The organism is Kitasatospora sp. NPDC001660, assembly GCF_053596725.1.
Genome location: NZ_JBSFGU010000049.1, coordinates 1 through 13862, shown reverse-complemented (window position 1 = coordinate 13862; position 13862 = coordinate 1). Strand labels below are relative to the sequence as shown.

The 13862-nt window shown below is 70.8% G+C and carries 17 protein-coding genes and 2 pseudogenes; 9 read left to right on the top strand and 10 right to left on the bottom strand.

The genetic code is table 11. The features are described 5' to 3' along the window. Window positions 1-76 precede the first annotated feature (76 nt). Window positions 77-577, top strand: coding sequence for a DUF3592 domain-containing protein (locus tag ACWCXH_RS32985; RefSeq protein ID WP_449805177.1), 501 nt, complete (start codon window positions 77-79; stop codon window positions 575-577). Window positions 578-710: 133 nt separating this feature from the next. Here ACWCXH_RS32985 and ACWCXH_RS32980 read toward each other — a convergent pair whose 3' ends face one another. The 3 genes from ACWCXH_RS32980 to ACWCXH_RS32970 form a co-directional block, all read right to left on the bottom strand. Then, on the bottom strand, window positions 711-977 hold the full coding sequence (locus ACWCXH_RS32980) for a hypothetical protein (RefSeq protein WP_449805176.1): 267 nt from the start codon (window positions 975-977) through the stop codon (window positions 711-713). Window positions 978-1126: 149 nt separating this feature from the next. Then, window positions 1127-1744 (bottom strand): dihydrofolate reductase family protein, encoded by a 618-nt coding sequence (locus ACWCXH_RS32975; protein ID WP_449805175.1) that lies wholly within the window; start codon window positions 1742-1744, stop codon window positions 1127-1129. 75 nt (window positions 1745-1819) lie between these two features. Next, complete coding sequence (locus ACWCXH_RS32970) at window positions 1820-2410, bottom strand: TetR/AcrR family transcriptional regulator (RefSeq protein ID WP_449805174.1); 591 nt, start codon at window positions 2408-2410, stop codon at window positions 1820-1822. Between the two features lie 255 nt (window positions 2411-2665). Here ACWCXH_RS32970 and ACWCXH_RS32965 point away from each other — a divergent pair, with 255 nt between their 5' ends. Continuing rightward, window positions 2666-2950, top strand: coding sequence for a hypothetical protein (locus tag ACWCXH_RS32965; protein WP_449805173.1), 285 nt, complete (start codon window positions 2666-2668; stop codon window positions 2948-2950). 663 nt (window positions 2951-3613) lie between these two features. Next, window positions 3614-4174 carry an RICIN domain-containing protein gene (locus ACWCXH_RS32960; protein ID WP_449805172.1) on the top strand — a complete coding sequence of 187 codons (561 nt, stop codon included), beginning with the start codon at window positions 3614-3616 and terminating at the stop codon, window positions 4172-4174. Between the two features lie 344 nt (window positions 4175-4518). Here the strand turns inward: ACWCXH_RS32960 and ACWCXH_RS32955 are convergent, their stop codons facing one another. The 4 genes from ACWCXH_RS32955 to ACWCXH_RS32940 form a co-directional block, all read right to left on the bottom strand. Further along, window positions 4519-5367 carry a class I SAM-dependent methyltransferase gene (locus ACWCXH_RS32955; protein WP_449805171.1) on the bottom strand — a complete coding sequence of 283 codons (849 nt, stop codon included), beginning with the start codon at window positions 5365-5367 and terminating at the stop codon, window positions 4519-4521. Window positions 5368-5464: 97 nt separating this feature from the next. After that, a complete protein-coding gene (gene uppS, locus ACWCXH_RS32950; protein WP_449805170.1) occupies window positions 5465-6241 on the bottom strand; it encodes a polyprenyl diphosphate synthase in 777 nt (258 codons plus the stop codon). A 69-nt stretch (window positions 6242-6310) separates the two neighbouring features. Beyond that, a complete protein-coding gene (locus ACWCXH_RS32945; RefSeq protein WP_449805169.1) occupies window positions 6311-7090 on the bottom strand; it encodes a hypothetical protein in 780 nt (259 codons plus the stop codon). Continuing rightward, window positions 7087-7386, bottom strand: coding sequence for a PadR family transcriptional regulator (locus tag ACWCXH_RS32940; RefSeq protein ID WP_097241037.1), 300 nt, complete (start codon window positions 7384-7386; stop codon window positions 7087-7089). The genes ACWCXH_RS32945 and ACWCXH_RS32940 overlap by 4 nt, the downstream gene beginning before the upstream one ends. A gap of 84 nt (window positions 7387-7470) precedes the next feature. Between ACWCXH_RS32940 and ACWCXH_RS32935 the strand changes: the two genes are divergently transcribed. From ACWCXH_RS32935 to ACWCXH_RS32915, 5 genes and pseudogenes are all read left to right on the top strand, one after another. Continuing rightward, window positions 7471-8502, top strand: a complete 1032-nt coding sequence (locus ACWCXH_RS32935) for a hypothetical protein (RefSeq protein WP_449805168.1) — start codon at window positions 7471-7473, stop codon at window positions 8500-8502. 332 nt (window positions 8503-8834) lie between these two features. Beyond that, window positions 8835-10037 (top strand): alpha/beta hydrolase, encoded by a 1203-nt coding sequence (locus ACWCXH_RS32930; RefSeq protein WP_449805167.1) that lies wholly within the window; start codon window positions 8835-8837, stop codon window positions 10035-10037. A 42-nt stretch (window positions 10038-10079) separates the two neighbouring features. Then, a pseudogene (locus ACWCXH_RS32925) lies at window positions 10080-10559 on the top strand (nitroreductase family protein); the annotation flags it as partial. A 51-nt stretch (window positions 10560-10610) separates the two neighbouring features. Further along, window positions 10611-11342 carry an SDR family oxidoreductase gene (locus ACWCXH_RS32920; protein WP_449805166.1) on the top strand — a complete coding sequence of 244 codons (732 nt, stop codon included), beginning with the start codon at window positions 10611-10613 and terminating at the stop codon, window positions 11340-11342. A gap of 322 nt (window positions 11343-11664) precedes the next feature. Continuing rightward, window positions 11665-12042, top strand: coding sequence for a hypothetical protein (locus ACWCXH_RS32915; protein ID WP_449805165.1), 378 nt, complete (start codon window positions 11665-11667; stop codon window positions 12040-12042). Between the two features lie 34 nt (window positions 12043-12076). Here the strand turns inward: ACWCXH_RS32915 and thpR are convergent, their stop codons facing one another. After that, window positions 12077-12721: an RNA 2',3'-cyclic phosphodiesterase gene (thpR, locus tag ACWCXH_RS32910; RefSeq protein ID WP_449805164.1), complete on the bottom strand. Its 645-nt coding sequence runs from the start codon at window positions 12719-12721 to the stop codon at window positions 12077-12079. 127 nt (window positions 12722-12848) lie between these two features. Between thpR and ACWCXH_RS32905 the strand changes: the two genes are divergently transcribed. Further along, entirely contained in the window at window positions 12849-13346 is a 498-nt protein-coding gene (locus ACWCXH_RS32905) for a phosphoribosyltransferase (RefSeq protein ID WP_449805163.1), read from the top strand. A gap of 24 nt (window positions 13347-13370) precedes the next feature. Here the strand turns inward: ACWCXH_RS32905 and ACWCXH_RS32900 are convergent, their stop codons facing one another. Beyond that, on the bottom strand, window positions 13371-13604 hold the full coding sequence (locus ACWCXH_RS32900) for a hypothetical protein (protein WP_449805162.1): 234 nt from the start codon (window positions 13602-13604) through the stop codon (window positions 13371-13373). A gap of 174 nt (window positions 13605-13778) precedes the next feature. After that, window positions 13779-13862 (bottom strand): annotated as a pseudogene (locus tag ACWCXH_RS32895) (transposase); the annotation flags it as partial.

Sequence of the window (13862 nt, the reverse complement as noted above, 5' to 3'; positions counted from 1 at the left end):
TCCGGTCAGAAATTTGGCTGTCCAGGCCAAAAAGTCTGTGCCACTGTGGAGTTGGACCGCGCAGTGGAGGTGTCGCATGGTGCGGAAGGCTCTGGTGGCTCTCTGTCTCTGGGCCGTGCTGGTCGCCCTGCTGGGCCTGGCCTTCTGGGGATACGACTACTCCGCCGACCATGCGCCGGCCTTGACCGCCGCCGGCGTGCTGGGCGGCACCGCGGCCGGGGTCGCGGTGATGATCGTCAGGGAGCTGCCGCTGTACCGGCGCGGTGTCCCGGCGCCCGGTACCGTGGTGAGCGTCAGCTCGCGGACCAGCCGGGGCTCAATGGGTGTCGCCAACACCAGCTATACCGCCACGGTCCGTTTCCGGACCCCGGATGGCGTGCAGCGGACCGCCCTGTGCTCGTGCAAGCGCGAGACGAAGCCAGGCGAACCCTACGTCGTGCACTACGACCCGACAGAGCCTTCCCGCGCCGGGCCACGCGCGTCCCTGAAGGGGTTGGTCGGCCTCGCTGCGTTCTGTGCGGTGACAATGAGTGCGGCCCTCTGGTGCCTGGTGGTGTTCGCCGACGGGCATCTCTGACGTGTGCCGCCAGATTCACTCCATCGGAAGCCGACCCAGCACTGCGCCGCCCACCTCGCGCGGGCGCTCGGCATAGCCGCCTCTTGAACTGCGTCCCACCGGAAAGGAAGTACGCAGTGCATGCCTCCGCCGGCTAAAGCACAGATGGATAACTCACGACCGATACAAGGGACTTGGCGCGGCCGGCCATCGACTCGCCGGGCGTGTCGACCATGTCCTCGCCGCGCGCCCGCGCCTTCTGTCCCGTCTTGGTGCGGGGCCGCTCGACGTTCTCCTGGTCCACCTCGCCAGCGCCGCCGCGGCCGGCCGTCCAGCCCACCGCGAACACCGGCAGCGGAGCCTCCGGGACTTCACCGAGCGCCTCTTCCGCGCCATGACCCTCAACTTCCCCTCTGGCCACAACTGCACGCTACGAGGGGAATGTCGCCTCGCACACCGCCCGTGCCCGCAATGGTTCGTCGGCTGCGGCGAACACCGCCGTGATCGGCTGGTAGGCCGGACGGTCCGGCGTGGAGCCGGGACGACCGGCCTGTTCTCGTCCCCCTGCCGCTACCTGCTGGTGGACTCGGGAGTGCCGGGGTGCCGGTCGTAGGTGAGGAAGGCCGCCCCGCCCTTGAGGACGGTGTGGCCGGTGAGCTCCCAGGCGTTGGGAGTGAAGGCCGCGGTCCGCCCGAAGAGGGGTATGCCGGCGCCGATGGTGAGCGGGCTGAGCTTGACGATCACGCGGTCGATCTCTCCGTACAGTGCGCCGGCCAGTTCCCCGCCGCCGACGAGCCAGATGTCCTTGCCGCCATCGCGCTTCAACTCCCGCACCTTCGACACCGGGTCGTCGGCGACGATTTCGACGTCGGGGTCCGGGCTTTCGGCCAGCGTCCGGGAGAAGACCAGGTGCCTGAGGTGGGGGTAGGCGTCGGTCACGCCGGCCGCGAGGCCGATCTCATAACTCTTGCGGCCTTCCACGACGGTGTCGAAGCGGGTGCCGTCGGCGGTGACGCCGAGCGCGGCCCGCGCGGGCCCCGGCAGGGTCTCGGGGTACTCCTCGATGATGTGCTGGATGTAGTCCGCGGACGGGGACCAGAAGCCGCCGGGGCCGGTGGGGTCGGAGCCGTCGGGACCGGCGATGAAACCGTCGAGCGTGGAGGCGATGAAGTACACGAGCTTGCGCAAAACGAGTCCTTTGCCGATCGGTCGCAGTGGACGGTGGTGGGGTGCGCCGCGCGCGGGGCGGGCGCTACCGGGGTGTCATTTCGTGGCGGTGGGGAAGGGGCCGACGATGCGCTCCACTGCCTGCGTGACCAGCCGGTCGCGCTCGGCGTCCGTGAAGACGTCCGGCAGTGTGAGTTGCTCGACGATCAGCCAGTTCATGGCCAGGTACATCAGCAGGACGGCGGTCGCGCCGCCGGGCAGGCCGGCAGCCTCGTGCCGGGTGACGTTCTCGTCGATGTCGGCGCGGACCCGCTCGGTGAGCAGCGTCCGCAGCTCCGGCCTTCTGGTGGCCTCCAGCCGGAGCTCCAGCAGCGCCAGGTGCCCGGACGGGAAGGCCGCGACCCTGCCGACGCTCTCCCGCAGCATCACGCCGTACGACGCGGCGTCCCGTGCCTGGTCGAACATCCCGGTGAGCGCGTTCTCTTCGGGCCTGAGTCGCTCGTAGACGCGGGCACCGGCCTGGACGAGCAGATCGTCGCGGTTGCGGAAGTAGTTGGACGTGGTGCCGATGGGCACCCCCGCCTCCTTGTCGACAGCGCGCTGGGTCAGGCCGCGCGCGCCCTCACGGGCGAGAACCTCGATGGCGCCGTCGAGCAGCAGGGCCCGACGGGCCGGGTTCTGACGCATCTCGTACCTCTTCCTCGCTCCGAATGACCCCAAGTAGATCACTGCGAATGAAGTACGTCAACTGGAGTGGTTACGTGGTCGGTGCGAGATCGGCTACACCATCAGGCGGGACGCCGTCGTGCGGTGGCTGAGCCTGTCCGTGTGCACAGGGTGACCGACCAGAAGGGGAAAAGAAGCTGTGTTCTGACACCCGCACCCGCGATCGCCTGACCTGATCCGCTGACACCGGGCCCCCGTTCTGTCATCATGCCGATCGTGACTGCCATCAACTTCGTGGGGGACGGAGCGACTCTCAGCGGTGGGCTGATCCAGGCCGACGTCATCGCCGGCTCAGATACCTCGCCCGCACCGGCCCAGACGGCACCGGGCCAGGCCGACCCCGCCGCCCATCCTTTCGACCACGCCCAGGAGGACGCCTGGCGGGAAGTGTTCGCCAAGGCTCGGCGAATCATCAGGGACGGCGGCACCTCGGACGACCTGATCACCTACGCCCGCACCGAGGGCCTGCGCGTGATCGAAGTCGACGACACCACGCACTGATCCGACTCGGCGCTCGATGGAACCGACGGAGATTCTCCATTCGGGCACTGAAGCATCCCGGGATCAGCAATTCCGATCGGAGGACTCCCCGATCACACGGCCCGCCGACGCGTCGCCACAGTACGACGCCTACTCATCGCCCGCGTCGACGCCGGACGGTCACCGCCCGCCGCCACGAACTCCACTTCACCACCACGGCAGGTGAGTTGATCGCCCAGGCACTGGCCCGGATCCGCGCCCACCGGCGTCTCCTGCCCCTGTCCAACCCGCCCGACCAGGCCCGGCCCACCCACCACCGCCCTGGAAGGCCGTCCACCCGGCACGACGGTCGGGTCCTCGACCTACCCACACACACCCGAACCGCACCGACAGCCAGCACAGAGATCAACTGATTGATCGTCGGCCGCTACCTGCGAATTCGGGTCCGCTGACCCGGTCGCGCCTGCGTATGTCCAGACGGGTGGACCGAGCGGGGCGCGGGGCGCGGATCGCCGCCCGCTTCCCGGAACTGCGGCACGTGGTCTCCCCGCCGCCCCCTCAGGCTCCGCACAACTTTTTCGAGGACGCAGCGGTCCAACACCTCGACGCCGCCAGGGAATCCTGACACCGACTCCTCGCCTTCCCGGCCGAGCACACCGCCCGCCGCACCTCAGGAGGACAGCCGTGACCGATCCCGCCCCCACCCGGAGACACCGCACCCCCGCCGCCCTGCTCGCCCTCGCCGCCGGCCTCGTCACCGCCCTTCCGGTGGCCGCCCCCGGCACCGCCCACGCCGAGCAGATCCCCCGCTACACCCCCGCCTTCGAACTGCGCAACCAGGCGACCGGCAAGTGCCTGGAGGTCGCCGACTGGCGCACCGACGACGGCGCCCCAGTCCGCCAGTGGACCTGCCACGGCGGCGCCAACCAGCAGTGGACCGCGAACAGCAACCGCCTCCTGATCAACACACACAGCGGGAAGTGTCTGGACGTCCCCGGCGCCAGCACGGTGTGGGGCACCCAGGCGGTGCAATGGGACTGCGGCCTGTGGACCCGGCCCGCCAACCAACTCTGGGGCGTGCCCGGCGTCAACACCCCCTCGACCGGCTACCTGTCCAGCAGCCTCGGGCTGGTCCTCGACGTACCGGGCTCCGACCCCGCCGACGGCGCCCCGGTCATCACGTGGGGCACCAACGGCGGCGCCAACCAGACCTGGACCGGGCTCCAGCCCCGGATCGATTTCTGAAACCGCTTCCGGACGACGGCGCGCCATGACCGCGCACAGGCCGTCCGGGCGGTACGGCGCTTGTACGGCCGGCACTCTGCGGAGTTCGCCGACCAGCCACGGCCCCCGGGCTGGGCGGCGAACCACCCGAACCGCCGGCTCTTCGCCGCGGCCGAGCCCGGCCGTCACACCCCCGACGTCACGGAACCCGACCCGCCCGGACCTTCGCCGGGCAGAGCCTCGCGTGCAGCACCCGCACCTCCCACCACGCATCGTCCCGGGAGGACACCACCGCGGCCACCAGCTCCCGGGCGGCGGCGCCTTCGTACGACTCCCCCACGCCCGAACGACGCCGCCCTGGCGCTCTACCGGCGGACCGCCGAGATCAGGGCGCCGGGCCGCTCCTCGTGCTGCGGCGGGGTGCTGATCGGACGGCCGTAGGCGCCAGCGCACTCGCGCAGGGTGTGGCTGTCGGCCTCCCAGCCGTGCCCGGCCAGCCAGCCCACCGGGTCGTCGGGCATCTCCGAGACCCACATGGACGCCGCCGAGCCCGGCACGGCGTCCGCGCCGAAGCGCTCGATCACGCCGCGCGAGGCCAACGTCAGCCCCATCCGGCTGCCTGTCGCCGACTGCGCGCTGATCCGGGCCAGCAGCAGCTCCACCGCGTCCTCGGGAAGATAGATCAGCAGTCCTTCGGCGATCCACACGGTCGGCACGGCCGGGTCGTGCCCTGCGGCGGCCAGCGCGGCCGGCCAGTCCTCACGCAGATCCACCGCGACGGTGATCCGCTCGCAGCGTGCGACGGCCCGCTCCTGGCGCAGCACCGAAGCCTTGAAGTCCAGTGGCGCGGCGGTGTCGACCTCGAACAGCCGGGTGCCCTCGGGCCAGTCCATCCGGAAGGCCCGGCTGTCCATGCCGGCGCCGAGCAGCACGACCTGCCGGACCCCGGACGCGGAGGCCTGCTGCAACAGGTCGTCGAGGAACTTCGTCCTGATGACGATGGAGAACGACACGGCCAGCCGGCGGCGTCGCGCGGTCTCGTCATCGGGCGGTGGCGAGGAGGGCCACAGGCCGCCGGCGGTGGCGAAGGCCTGTGCCAGTGGGTCGCGGAACAACGCGTCCGCCCGCTCCGTCTCCAGCGCCCGCACCCTGGCCACCCCCACCGCCGTGGCCCACACTCCCGACGGCTGCACCCGCTCCTGCTCATCAGTCACCGGGCCACCCTAGATGATTGATGCCAAGGGGACTGGTGAGGGGAGCCAGGGGAAAGGGAGGTACCGGCCGAGCCGGTGCCGCCCTACGGGACCGGGCTCAGCTGCCGTATCGCCGTTGCCTGGCCGCGAAGCTGCGCACGGCGCGCAGGAAGTCGACCTCGCGGAACGCGGGCCAGTAGGCCTCGCAGAAGTACAACTCCGAGTAGGCGCTCTGCCAGAGCAGGAAGTTCGACAGCCGCTGCTCGCCGCTGGTGCGGATGACGAGGTCGGGGTCGGGCTGGCCGGCGGTGTAGAGGTGCGGGGCGATGTCGTCGACGGTCAGGACGTCGGCGACCTCGGTCAGCGAGGCGCCGGCTTCGGCCCGCGCGTACATCAGGTCGCGCACGGCGTCGACGACCTCCTGGCGGCCGCCGTAGCCGACGGCCAGGGTGACGTGGGCGCCGGTGGTGCAGGTGCGGGTGGCCTCGACGGCCTCCTTGAGGGCACAGGCGGTGCTGTCGGGCAGGGCGTCGGTCATTCCGGCGAGGTGGACCTGCCAGCGGGCGTGCGGGCGGCTGAGGCGGTCGGCGACCACCTGCTCGATCAGCCGCATCAGGTAGGCGACTTCGGTGTCGCCGCGGCGCTGGAGGTTCTCGGTCGAGCAGACGAAGACGGTGATGTGCTTGATCCCCAGCACCTCGCACCAGGAGAGCACCTCCTCGACGTGTTCGGCGCCCACCTTGTGGCCGAGGCTCGGGTTGGCCATGCCCATCTGCCGTGCCCAGCGGCGGTTGCCGTCCATGATCAGCCCTACGTGCCGGGGCAGTGGGCCCGCCATGACCTCGCGGCGCAGGCGGCGGGTGTAGAGCGAGCGGAGCAGATCGGGCATGAGCACCGTCCAAGTGGGTCGGAGTGGGCCGCCGTTCAGGCGGGCCCCGGTCAGGTCGGGCGGGTGCCGCACGGCTCACGAGGCCGGCAGGTCGCGCAGGTCCCGCAGGGTGCCCGCGCACACCCCCGTCAGGAGCAGCAGGCCCACGCCGGTGCCGGCGCCGAGGATGTGGAAGCCGTTGAGCGAGACGCCGAGGATGGTTGAGCCACCGGTGGCGCTGGCCCCGGCGAGGGTCCACACGCCGGTCCGAAGACGGCCGGTGCCGGGTGGCACGACGGCGTCCGCGCCGACGCCGGTGAAGATGCGCGGGATCTGGATCGCGCCGAGGCCGAGGGCGATCCACCAGGCGGCGAGCAGGGCGGTGCGCAGGCTGGGCGGCGAGGCATCCGCGTCGATGCCGCTGTGCACCAGGATGACGACGGCGGTGCCGAGGAGCGTCGGTGCGGCAAGGCGGCGGACCGCCCAGCCCAGCAGCGTGATCGCGGCACCTGGCGTGGGCCGGGGCCGGGGTGCGACCAGGGCGATGCCGAGCAGCAACAGGGTGGTGCAGCCGTGCATGACCTCGTTCCGCACGCCGTCGCCGGGCAGCGGACCGGCTTGTTCGGCGGCCAGGTGGCCGAGGAACCAGGCGGCGAGGGCGACCGTGATGCCCATGGTGGCCACCCTCCGCTGGCGCTGTACCGGGGAGTCGGCGGGCCACAGGGCCGGGTGCAGCCACATGTCCACGATGCCCGCGATCAGGTTGGGCCAGGACTTCCAACCCGCGCCCCGGGCCTCGTCCTCCACCATCGAGCCCCAGCGCTCGCGGAAGGCGTCCGGGTAGAGCCTGACCAGGCTCCGGCTGACGACGCTCACGCCGGGTTCACCCCCAGGCGCCGCAGTCCCGCGTTCGCGACCCGGGCCATGGCGCGCAGTTCGCGTTCCAGCACCTCGCGGCCGAGGGACGTCAGCTGCACCGGGCGCTGGCGGCCCTGCCCGTCGAGCGGCTCGATCAGCCGCTTCGACTCCAGCCTGGCCAGCGCCCCGTACAGACTGCCGGGGCCCAGCCGTTCCCCGGTCAGCTCCTCGATCGCCGTGTTGATGGCGTATCCGTGCAGCGGCCCGTCGGCCAGTGCGCAGAGCACCAGCGTCTGGGCATCGTTGGCTTGCATGTCGCTCCTCCCGATCTGACGGAGCACCATACTACGTGCCACGAACTACGCGCCAAGTACTACGTGATGTGTACTATCGCCGCCATGAGCGATGACCTGACGAATGATCAGCTGGAAGTCGGGCACCCCGCCCGGCCTGCCGCGGTCGCGGCGCTGCTGACGTCCGTGGCCGGCGCCACCGCCTTCACCGTGTTCGCCTACCTGACGACGCAGGTTCGCGTGGTGCGGGCGGGCAGTCCCTGGCAGGACGATCCGTACGACGCAGTGGTGACGTTCACCATGTTCTTCGTCCCCCTGCTCGGTGCGCTCGGCGCGGCAAGGGCGCTGCTGTGCCGCCGCGGCCGGCCGCTGCCGCGCTACCGGATCGAGCAGGTGCTTCGGGCCGCGCTGGTCTGCACGCTGCTCGTCGCCGCCACGCTCGCCACCGACTGGGCGGCGGTGGCCGCGCGGGCGGACCACGCGTCCTGGGACGACGGCACTCCCTGGCTGATCGCGTCCCTGCTGCCGCTCACCGGAGTGACGGCCGAGAGCCTGCTGCTGCTCCGCCGGGCGATCCGGCGGCTGCCGGAACCAGTGCACGGGGCCGACGGCGCGCGCGGGGACTGGCTGGACGACCTTGTGCCCCTCGCGAACCTGCTCGCCGGCCCCCGCTCCCGTACGGGGCGCGCACTCGCTGCGCTGGTCGGCCGCGGCAAAGTGCTCGGCTTCGTGCGCCTCCGGTTCGCCCTGCTCGCCGCCGTGGCCGCGGTCACCGCCGGCCTGCTGGTCGCCACGGGACTGGCCTCCGGCGAGGGCTGGCCCGGGGCGCTGCTCTTCACCGTGGAGACCGCAGTCTTCGCGGGCGGCACCTTCGCCTTCGTGATGATCTGCAACAGCGTCCTGCGGTTCGCCTCGCCTCCTCCCGCATCGAGGACGCGACGGGCCGCCCGGATCGCGACCACCGCAGGCGCGTTGGCACTGCCGGTCTCGTTGGCGCTGCGGGACACCGCCTGGCAACTGCTCGGGCTCGGCGACCAGGTCGACTCCATCGGGCAGTGGGCGGCCGTCACACTCGCCTTCGCACTGATGACGGGCGCGCTCACCTTCGGTGTGGCCGCGACCGCGACCAGGGAGTGACGGTGGGAGGCGTCCGGTCGGTTGCCGAGGAATGCTCGGATGTCTGTGGATCGACTCGGGAAGGCGTACCTTCCCGGGTGATCGATCGATGGGTCACCGAGCGAGGCCGGCGTTGCGGCGTCGGTCGGGAAGGCACCCACGCCCGTAGCGGCCCGCAGTTGAACGACAACCAATCGGAGGACGGTGGGGCTACCCGATCGGACGGATTCTCAGGCTCCGGCGGCCAGGGTGTCGCTGGTCCATCACGGGCGTGGTGATGTCGGTCATGCCCGCGACAGCCGTCGCGGAGACAAGCCGACAGATCGAGAGCAGCCGTGCCGCATCCTGTTGCCGTGGACCATCTGGTCCCTCACACGTCCTCAATCCCCGCGAACAACGGCACACGTGTCGAGCTCTTCGTGCGGGAGTACGACGGCACCGAGCCGAACCACCCGCGCAAGCCGGTCCTGATGCTTCACGGCAGGAGCGTCCCGGCCCTCGCCGGGTTCGATCTCACCCTGGACCCGGCCGGTGGCAGCGGCGGACCCGACACCCGGTACAGCTGGGCGCTGGCACTGGCCGACCACGGATTCGACGTGTTCGTCATGGACCTCCAGGGATCCGGCCGGTCACCGCGCCCGACCATGGACGACCCGTGCAACGCCAACCCCGCCCAGCAGGAGGGCATCCTCGTCCCGAACCCGCTCGACGGGAAGTGCCCCCAGCCGCCGCCCTACCCGCACCAGCTGGGCAACTCGAACAGCGAGTGGGCGGAGCTGGACACCGTCGTCCAGTTCATCAAACAGCTGCGCAGCCCGGTGGAGAAGGTCTCGCTCGTCGGCTGGTCCGCGGCCTCCTTCGTGATGGGCCCCTACACCCTGCAGCACCCGGAGCACGTGGAGAGCCTGCTGCTCCTCGCACCCATCTTCCCGCCGAACGGGCGGTGGTCGGAAGATCCCTCGGACCCGTTCGCCCTGCCGCCCGGGGCCACCCTGCCCATGTCCAATCCGGCGACCGCCTTCGGCTACCCGATGAACCTCACCAGCAGGACGGGGTTCCAGGCGCAGTGGGACAGCGAGCAGGCCAGCCCGCAACAACGTGAGCCCGGGATGGTCGACGCCGTGTGGAAGGCCATCATGGACAACGACGACATCGGCCGTAAGTGGGGAGGCACGCAGCCCGGCATGCCCGAGGGAGTCCTGCGGTACCGGAACTCCTTCTGGTGGGGCTGGAACTCGGCCACCGCGCCCCATGGTGAGACACTCGGCAAGGCCGTCCCCGTGCTCATCGTCTACGGGGACCTGGACCGACAGGCCAACACGCCCCTGGAACTCGGCCCTGTGCTGCACTTCTCCGTCTCCGACCTCTACGACGCCATCCGCGGCGAGAACACGTTGATGTTCCGCGTGGCGGGAGCGGGCCACTCCATGGTCTGGGAGCGCACGGCCAAGGTCCTGCACCACATCTCCCGCGAGTGGCTCGACAAGCACGAGGTGTACGACGTGACCAGCGGGAGCTACTTCATCGACATCGACGGCGTCCTGACCCCCCTGTAACCGTGCAATGCGAGGGTCTGGGCGAAGCTCCGGCGACCGCCCGGCGGGCGCGTCGCCGCGGGCGACCCCTGGGACGGGCGGGAGTACGAGATGCACCCGCCCTCGCTCAAGTCCCCGTACCGCGAGCGCCGATCCGCCTTCGGCGAGGAGCGCTACAGCGCACTCGGTATCTCGCGCGAGGACCGGGAGGCGCGCCAGAGGGCCGCTGCCGCGAACTGGGACTGCTTCGGCGCGCCCGCCGCCCTGTTCTGCTGCATCGACCGCGACATGGGCCGGCCCCAGTGGTCCGACGTCGGCATGTATCTGCAGACCGTCATGCTGCTGCTTCGCGCCGAGGGGCTGCACAGCTGCCCGCAGATGGCGTGGTCGGTGTACCGCAGGACCGTCGCGGAGATCCTGTCGCCCTCGGGCGGGCTCATCCTCTTCTGCGGCATGTCGATCGGGTTCGAGGACGTCACGGTGGGTTACGCCCGTACGGGCCGGGCACCGCTCGCCGAGACGGTCACGTTCGTCGAGGGTTAGCACTACAGAAGGCACATGTCGGACACCAGTCATCGAAAGAAGGCGCATGCCATGAAGTTCGCAGTCATCGGCGGAACCGGGCTGATCGGGTCACGGGTCGTGGAGAACCTGAACGCCGCCGGGCACCAGGCCGTACCGCACTCCCTGTCCACGGGCGTGGACATCATCACGGGCCAGGGGCTGGAAGCGGCCGTGGCGGGCGCCGACGTCGTCGTCAACCTGACGAATTCCCCGACCTTCGACGACGCCTCGCTCGCCTTCTTCCGGACCTCGATGGACAACCTTCTCGCCGCGAGCCAGAAGGGTGGGGTCGGGCACTTCGTCATCCTCTCGATCGTCGGCGTGGACCAGGTGCCCGGCCTGGACTACTACCGGGCGAAGGTGCTTCAGGAGGAGATCCTCAAGGCCGGACCGATCCCGTATTCCATCGTCCGCGCCACGCAGTTCATGGAGTTCATGGACGCGACCCTGGCCATGACCGCCGACGGCGACACCATCCGCCTGCCACGCACGCCGATCCAGCCGATCGCCGCCGCGGATGTCTCCGGCGTGGTCGCCGAAGTCGCCGCAGGCAGCCCTCTGAACGGCGTCGTCAACATCGCGGGTCCCGACGTCTACCCCCTCGACGAACTCGGCCGGCTCACCCTGACCGCCAGGGGCGACGGGCGCCGTGTCGTCACCGACGACACCGCCGGCATGTTCGCCGCCGCCCACGGCGACGTCCTCACCGCTCCGAACGATGCCCGCATCGCCCCCACCCACTACACCGACTGGCTCTCCTGAACCAGCCCCTCTCCAGCGCGGCCGCCACGTCGGGGGCGGACAGGTCTGATCGCCCCCAGGTCCGTCAGCTGCCCCAGGACACGCCCGGCTGCGCCGGGGCAGGATGGTCCTGCTCAGTCACGACGCACAGTGTCAGGCGTCCACTTTCACGACCGCAGTGGTGCCGGGCGCGGGAAAGAGGCCGCCGGTCCCGCAGGCCTGGGCATTCGGCCGCCTCCGGCGTGCCGCCGAGGGCCCGGTACCGTGACGCGCCCGGCGGATAATGGCCGGGCCGCAGGCCGGCTGCGCTGACGGCACCGATCGATGGAGAGGCAGAGCACGGATGACCCTGATGGAAGGCCTGCGTGTCAGGTTGGCCGAGGACCTCGGAATCGGTGAGGCGGTCGCCGGGGAGGCCGGGGCCGTCGTCGGGTTCCTCTCGGTGGGAGCCGGGATCGAGGGCACCGTCGAGCGGGTGGACGGCGAACTCCCCGAGAGCCATGAGGTTCGCGAGTACCTGCGGCTCAAAGCGCTGTTCGAGGACTACGGGCACACCATGCCGGCGGCGAGCCGCGAGCGGCTGGAGGCCGAGATCGCCGTGCTGGAGCCGCAGTGGGCCGCCCACCGGGAACGGGGGAACCGGGTGACGGTCCGGGTCCGGCTGGACAACGGCCTCATTCTCGACGGCGCACACCAGGACGTCCTCACCCCACTGCTGTGAAGGAGGACGTCCCGTGCGACGGCGGCAGGCCCGGTCACAGCCGGGGCGGTGACCGTCGAGGACGTCCCGTGGCTGAGCCGCGCGACCGGTCCGGCGACGCCGCGGTGCCGAATCGCCACGCCTCGATGTCGCGGTAGCGGATCGGTCCGGGGCCGCGGCCGATGTTGCTGCCGACCAGGTGGAGGCGCTCGGCCTGCCATGGTCGGCCCACGAATCCGGTGAGTCCGGCCGCGGCCCGGGGCACGCTGGTGGGATCGTCGCGGCGGGAACGTGCCAGGGTCAGATGGGGGCGCAGCGGGCGGTTGCGGAATTCGATCCCGCAGGACCTGACCAGGTCCCGGACATCGGTGGCGAGCAGGTGCAGTCCCTTCAGGTCCCCGTCGATGCCGCTCCACAGCAGTCGTTCGTCGAAGTGGCCGCCGCCCCGCAGGGCCAGGTGCAGGGCGGGGTGCGACGCCGCCCGGCCGGCGAGCACCGACCGCAGCAACGGCACTGCCGTGGAGGGCAGTTCACCGAGGAAGGCCAGGGTGATGTGCCAGTCCTCGATCCGGTTCCACCGCAGCCGCGGGTACATGGCGTAGGCGGGCTGCAGGGCCCGGGCCAGTTCGTCCTTGGCGTCGTCGGGCGGGGCCAGCGCCACGAAGACGCGCAGGGTCGAGGGCTCGGGGTGATCGTCCACGAGGGGAGTTCTAGCACCCCGCCGACAGCGGACGGCGGGGCGGGGCCAGGAGCCGGGGCCGCCCCGCTTCCGCTCCGCGGCGTGCCGGTGCTCGCCGCCCGGCCCGCCGGCGGGGAAACTGGGCGCTGTGACTGACGTGCGCGAGACCCTGGATTACCAGACGTTCGGGCGGGCGGTGCGCGAACTCGCGCAGGCGATCGCCGCCGACGGGTACGATCCCGATCTGATCCTGAGCATCGCCCGCGGCGGCGTGTTCGTGGCGGGCGCTCTGGCGTATGCGCTGGACTGCAAGAACATCCACCTCGTGAACGTCGAGTTCTACACGGGAGTGGGCACCACCCTCGAAATGCCCGTCATGCTGGCGCCCGTCCCCGCGGCGATCGACTTCACCGACAAGAAGGTCCTGATCGCCGACGACGTCGCCGACACGGGCAAGACGCTGAAGCTGGTCCACGACTTCTGTCTCGGCCACGTCGCCGAGGTGCGGTCCGCCGTCGTCTACGAGAAGTCGCACTCCCTCGTGAAGTGCGAGTACGTGTGGAAGAAGACCGACGACTGGATCGAATTCCCCTGGTCGACGGAGGGGCCGGTCGTCAGGCGCACCGGCCAGGTGCTCGACGCCTGAGGGGACCAGGGCCGGTGCTGCTCGTCAGACCTTGAGGTATTTGCGCAGGGTGAGCATTGCGGCGATGGCGGCCATCACCATGCCGGCCACGGCCAGCAGCGGGATGACCGCCAGTACTGCGGACAGGCCGATGAGGTGGATGAACAGCAGCCGCTTGGCCAGCCAGTCCTGCACGAGGAAGCAGCCGGCCAGCAGCAGTCCGGAGGCCATCACCGCGCCGAGCAGTGCGGAGAACGCGGCCTCGGCGACGAACGGCATCTGGACGTGGAAGCTGGAGGCGCGTCGGTCTGGGTGTCGATGAGGCGGTGCGGTCGGGCCTCGGCTTCGTTGACGAGGACTCGCGCAGTCTCGGCGAGGGCGACCACGGTCAGCGCCGGGTCGGGCGCGGGTCTGATCGCGGCGGCCCGGCCGGCGGCAGCTTCTAGTGCCGCATCAGGCAACGTTCGCCCTGGTGACGACTTCGCGTAGGCGTTCGTCCGCGGCGTGCTTGTTCCGCCAGATGATGTAGCGACGGAT

Excerpts from the sequence above, each read along its gene's own strand:
- ACWCXH_RS32920 (WP_449805166.1), top strand. The coding sequence starts at position 10,611 with ATGAAGTTCGCAGTCATCGGCGGAACCGGGCTGATCGGGTCACGGGTC.
- ACWCXH_RS32940 (WP_097241037.1), bottom strand. The coding sequence starts at position 7,386 with ATGCAAGCCAACGATGCCCAGACGCTGGTGCTCTGCGCACTGGCCGAC.
- ACWCXH_RS32900 (WP_449805162.1), bottom strand. The coding sequence starts at position 13,604 with ATGCCGTTCGTCGCCGAGGCCGCGTTCTCCGCACTGCTCGGCGCGGTG.
- ACWCXH_RS32985 (WP_449805177.1), top strand. The coding sequence starts at position 77 with ATGGTGCGGAAGGCTCTGGTGGCTCTCTGTCTCTGGGCCGTGCTGGTC.
- ACWCXH_RS32935 (WP_449805168.1), top strand. The coding sequence starts at position 7,471 with ATGAGCGATGACCTGACGAATGATCAGCTGGAAGTCGGGCACCCCGCC.
- ACWCXH_RS32915 (WP_449805165.1), top strand. The coding sequence starts at position 11,665 with ATGACCCTGATGGAAGGCCTGCGTGTCAGGTTGGCCGAGGACCTCGGA.
- ACWCXH_RS32970 (WP_449805174.1), bottom strand. The coding sequence starts at position 2,410 with ATGCGTCAGAACCCGGCCCGTCGGGCCCTGCTGCTCGACGGCGCCATC.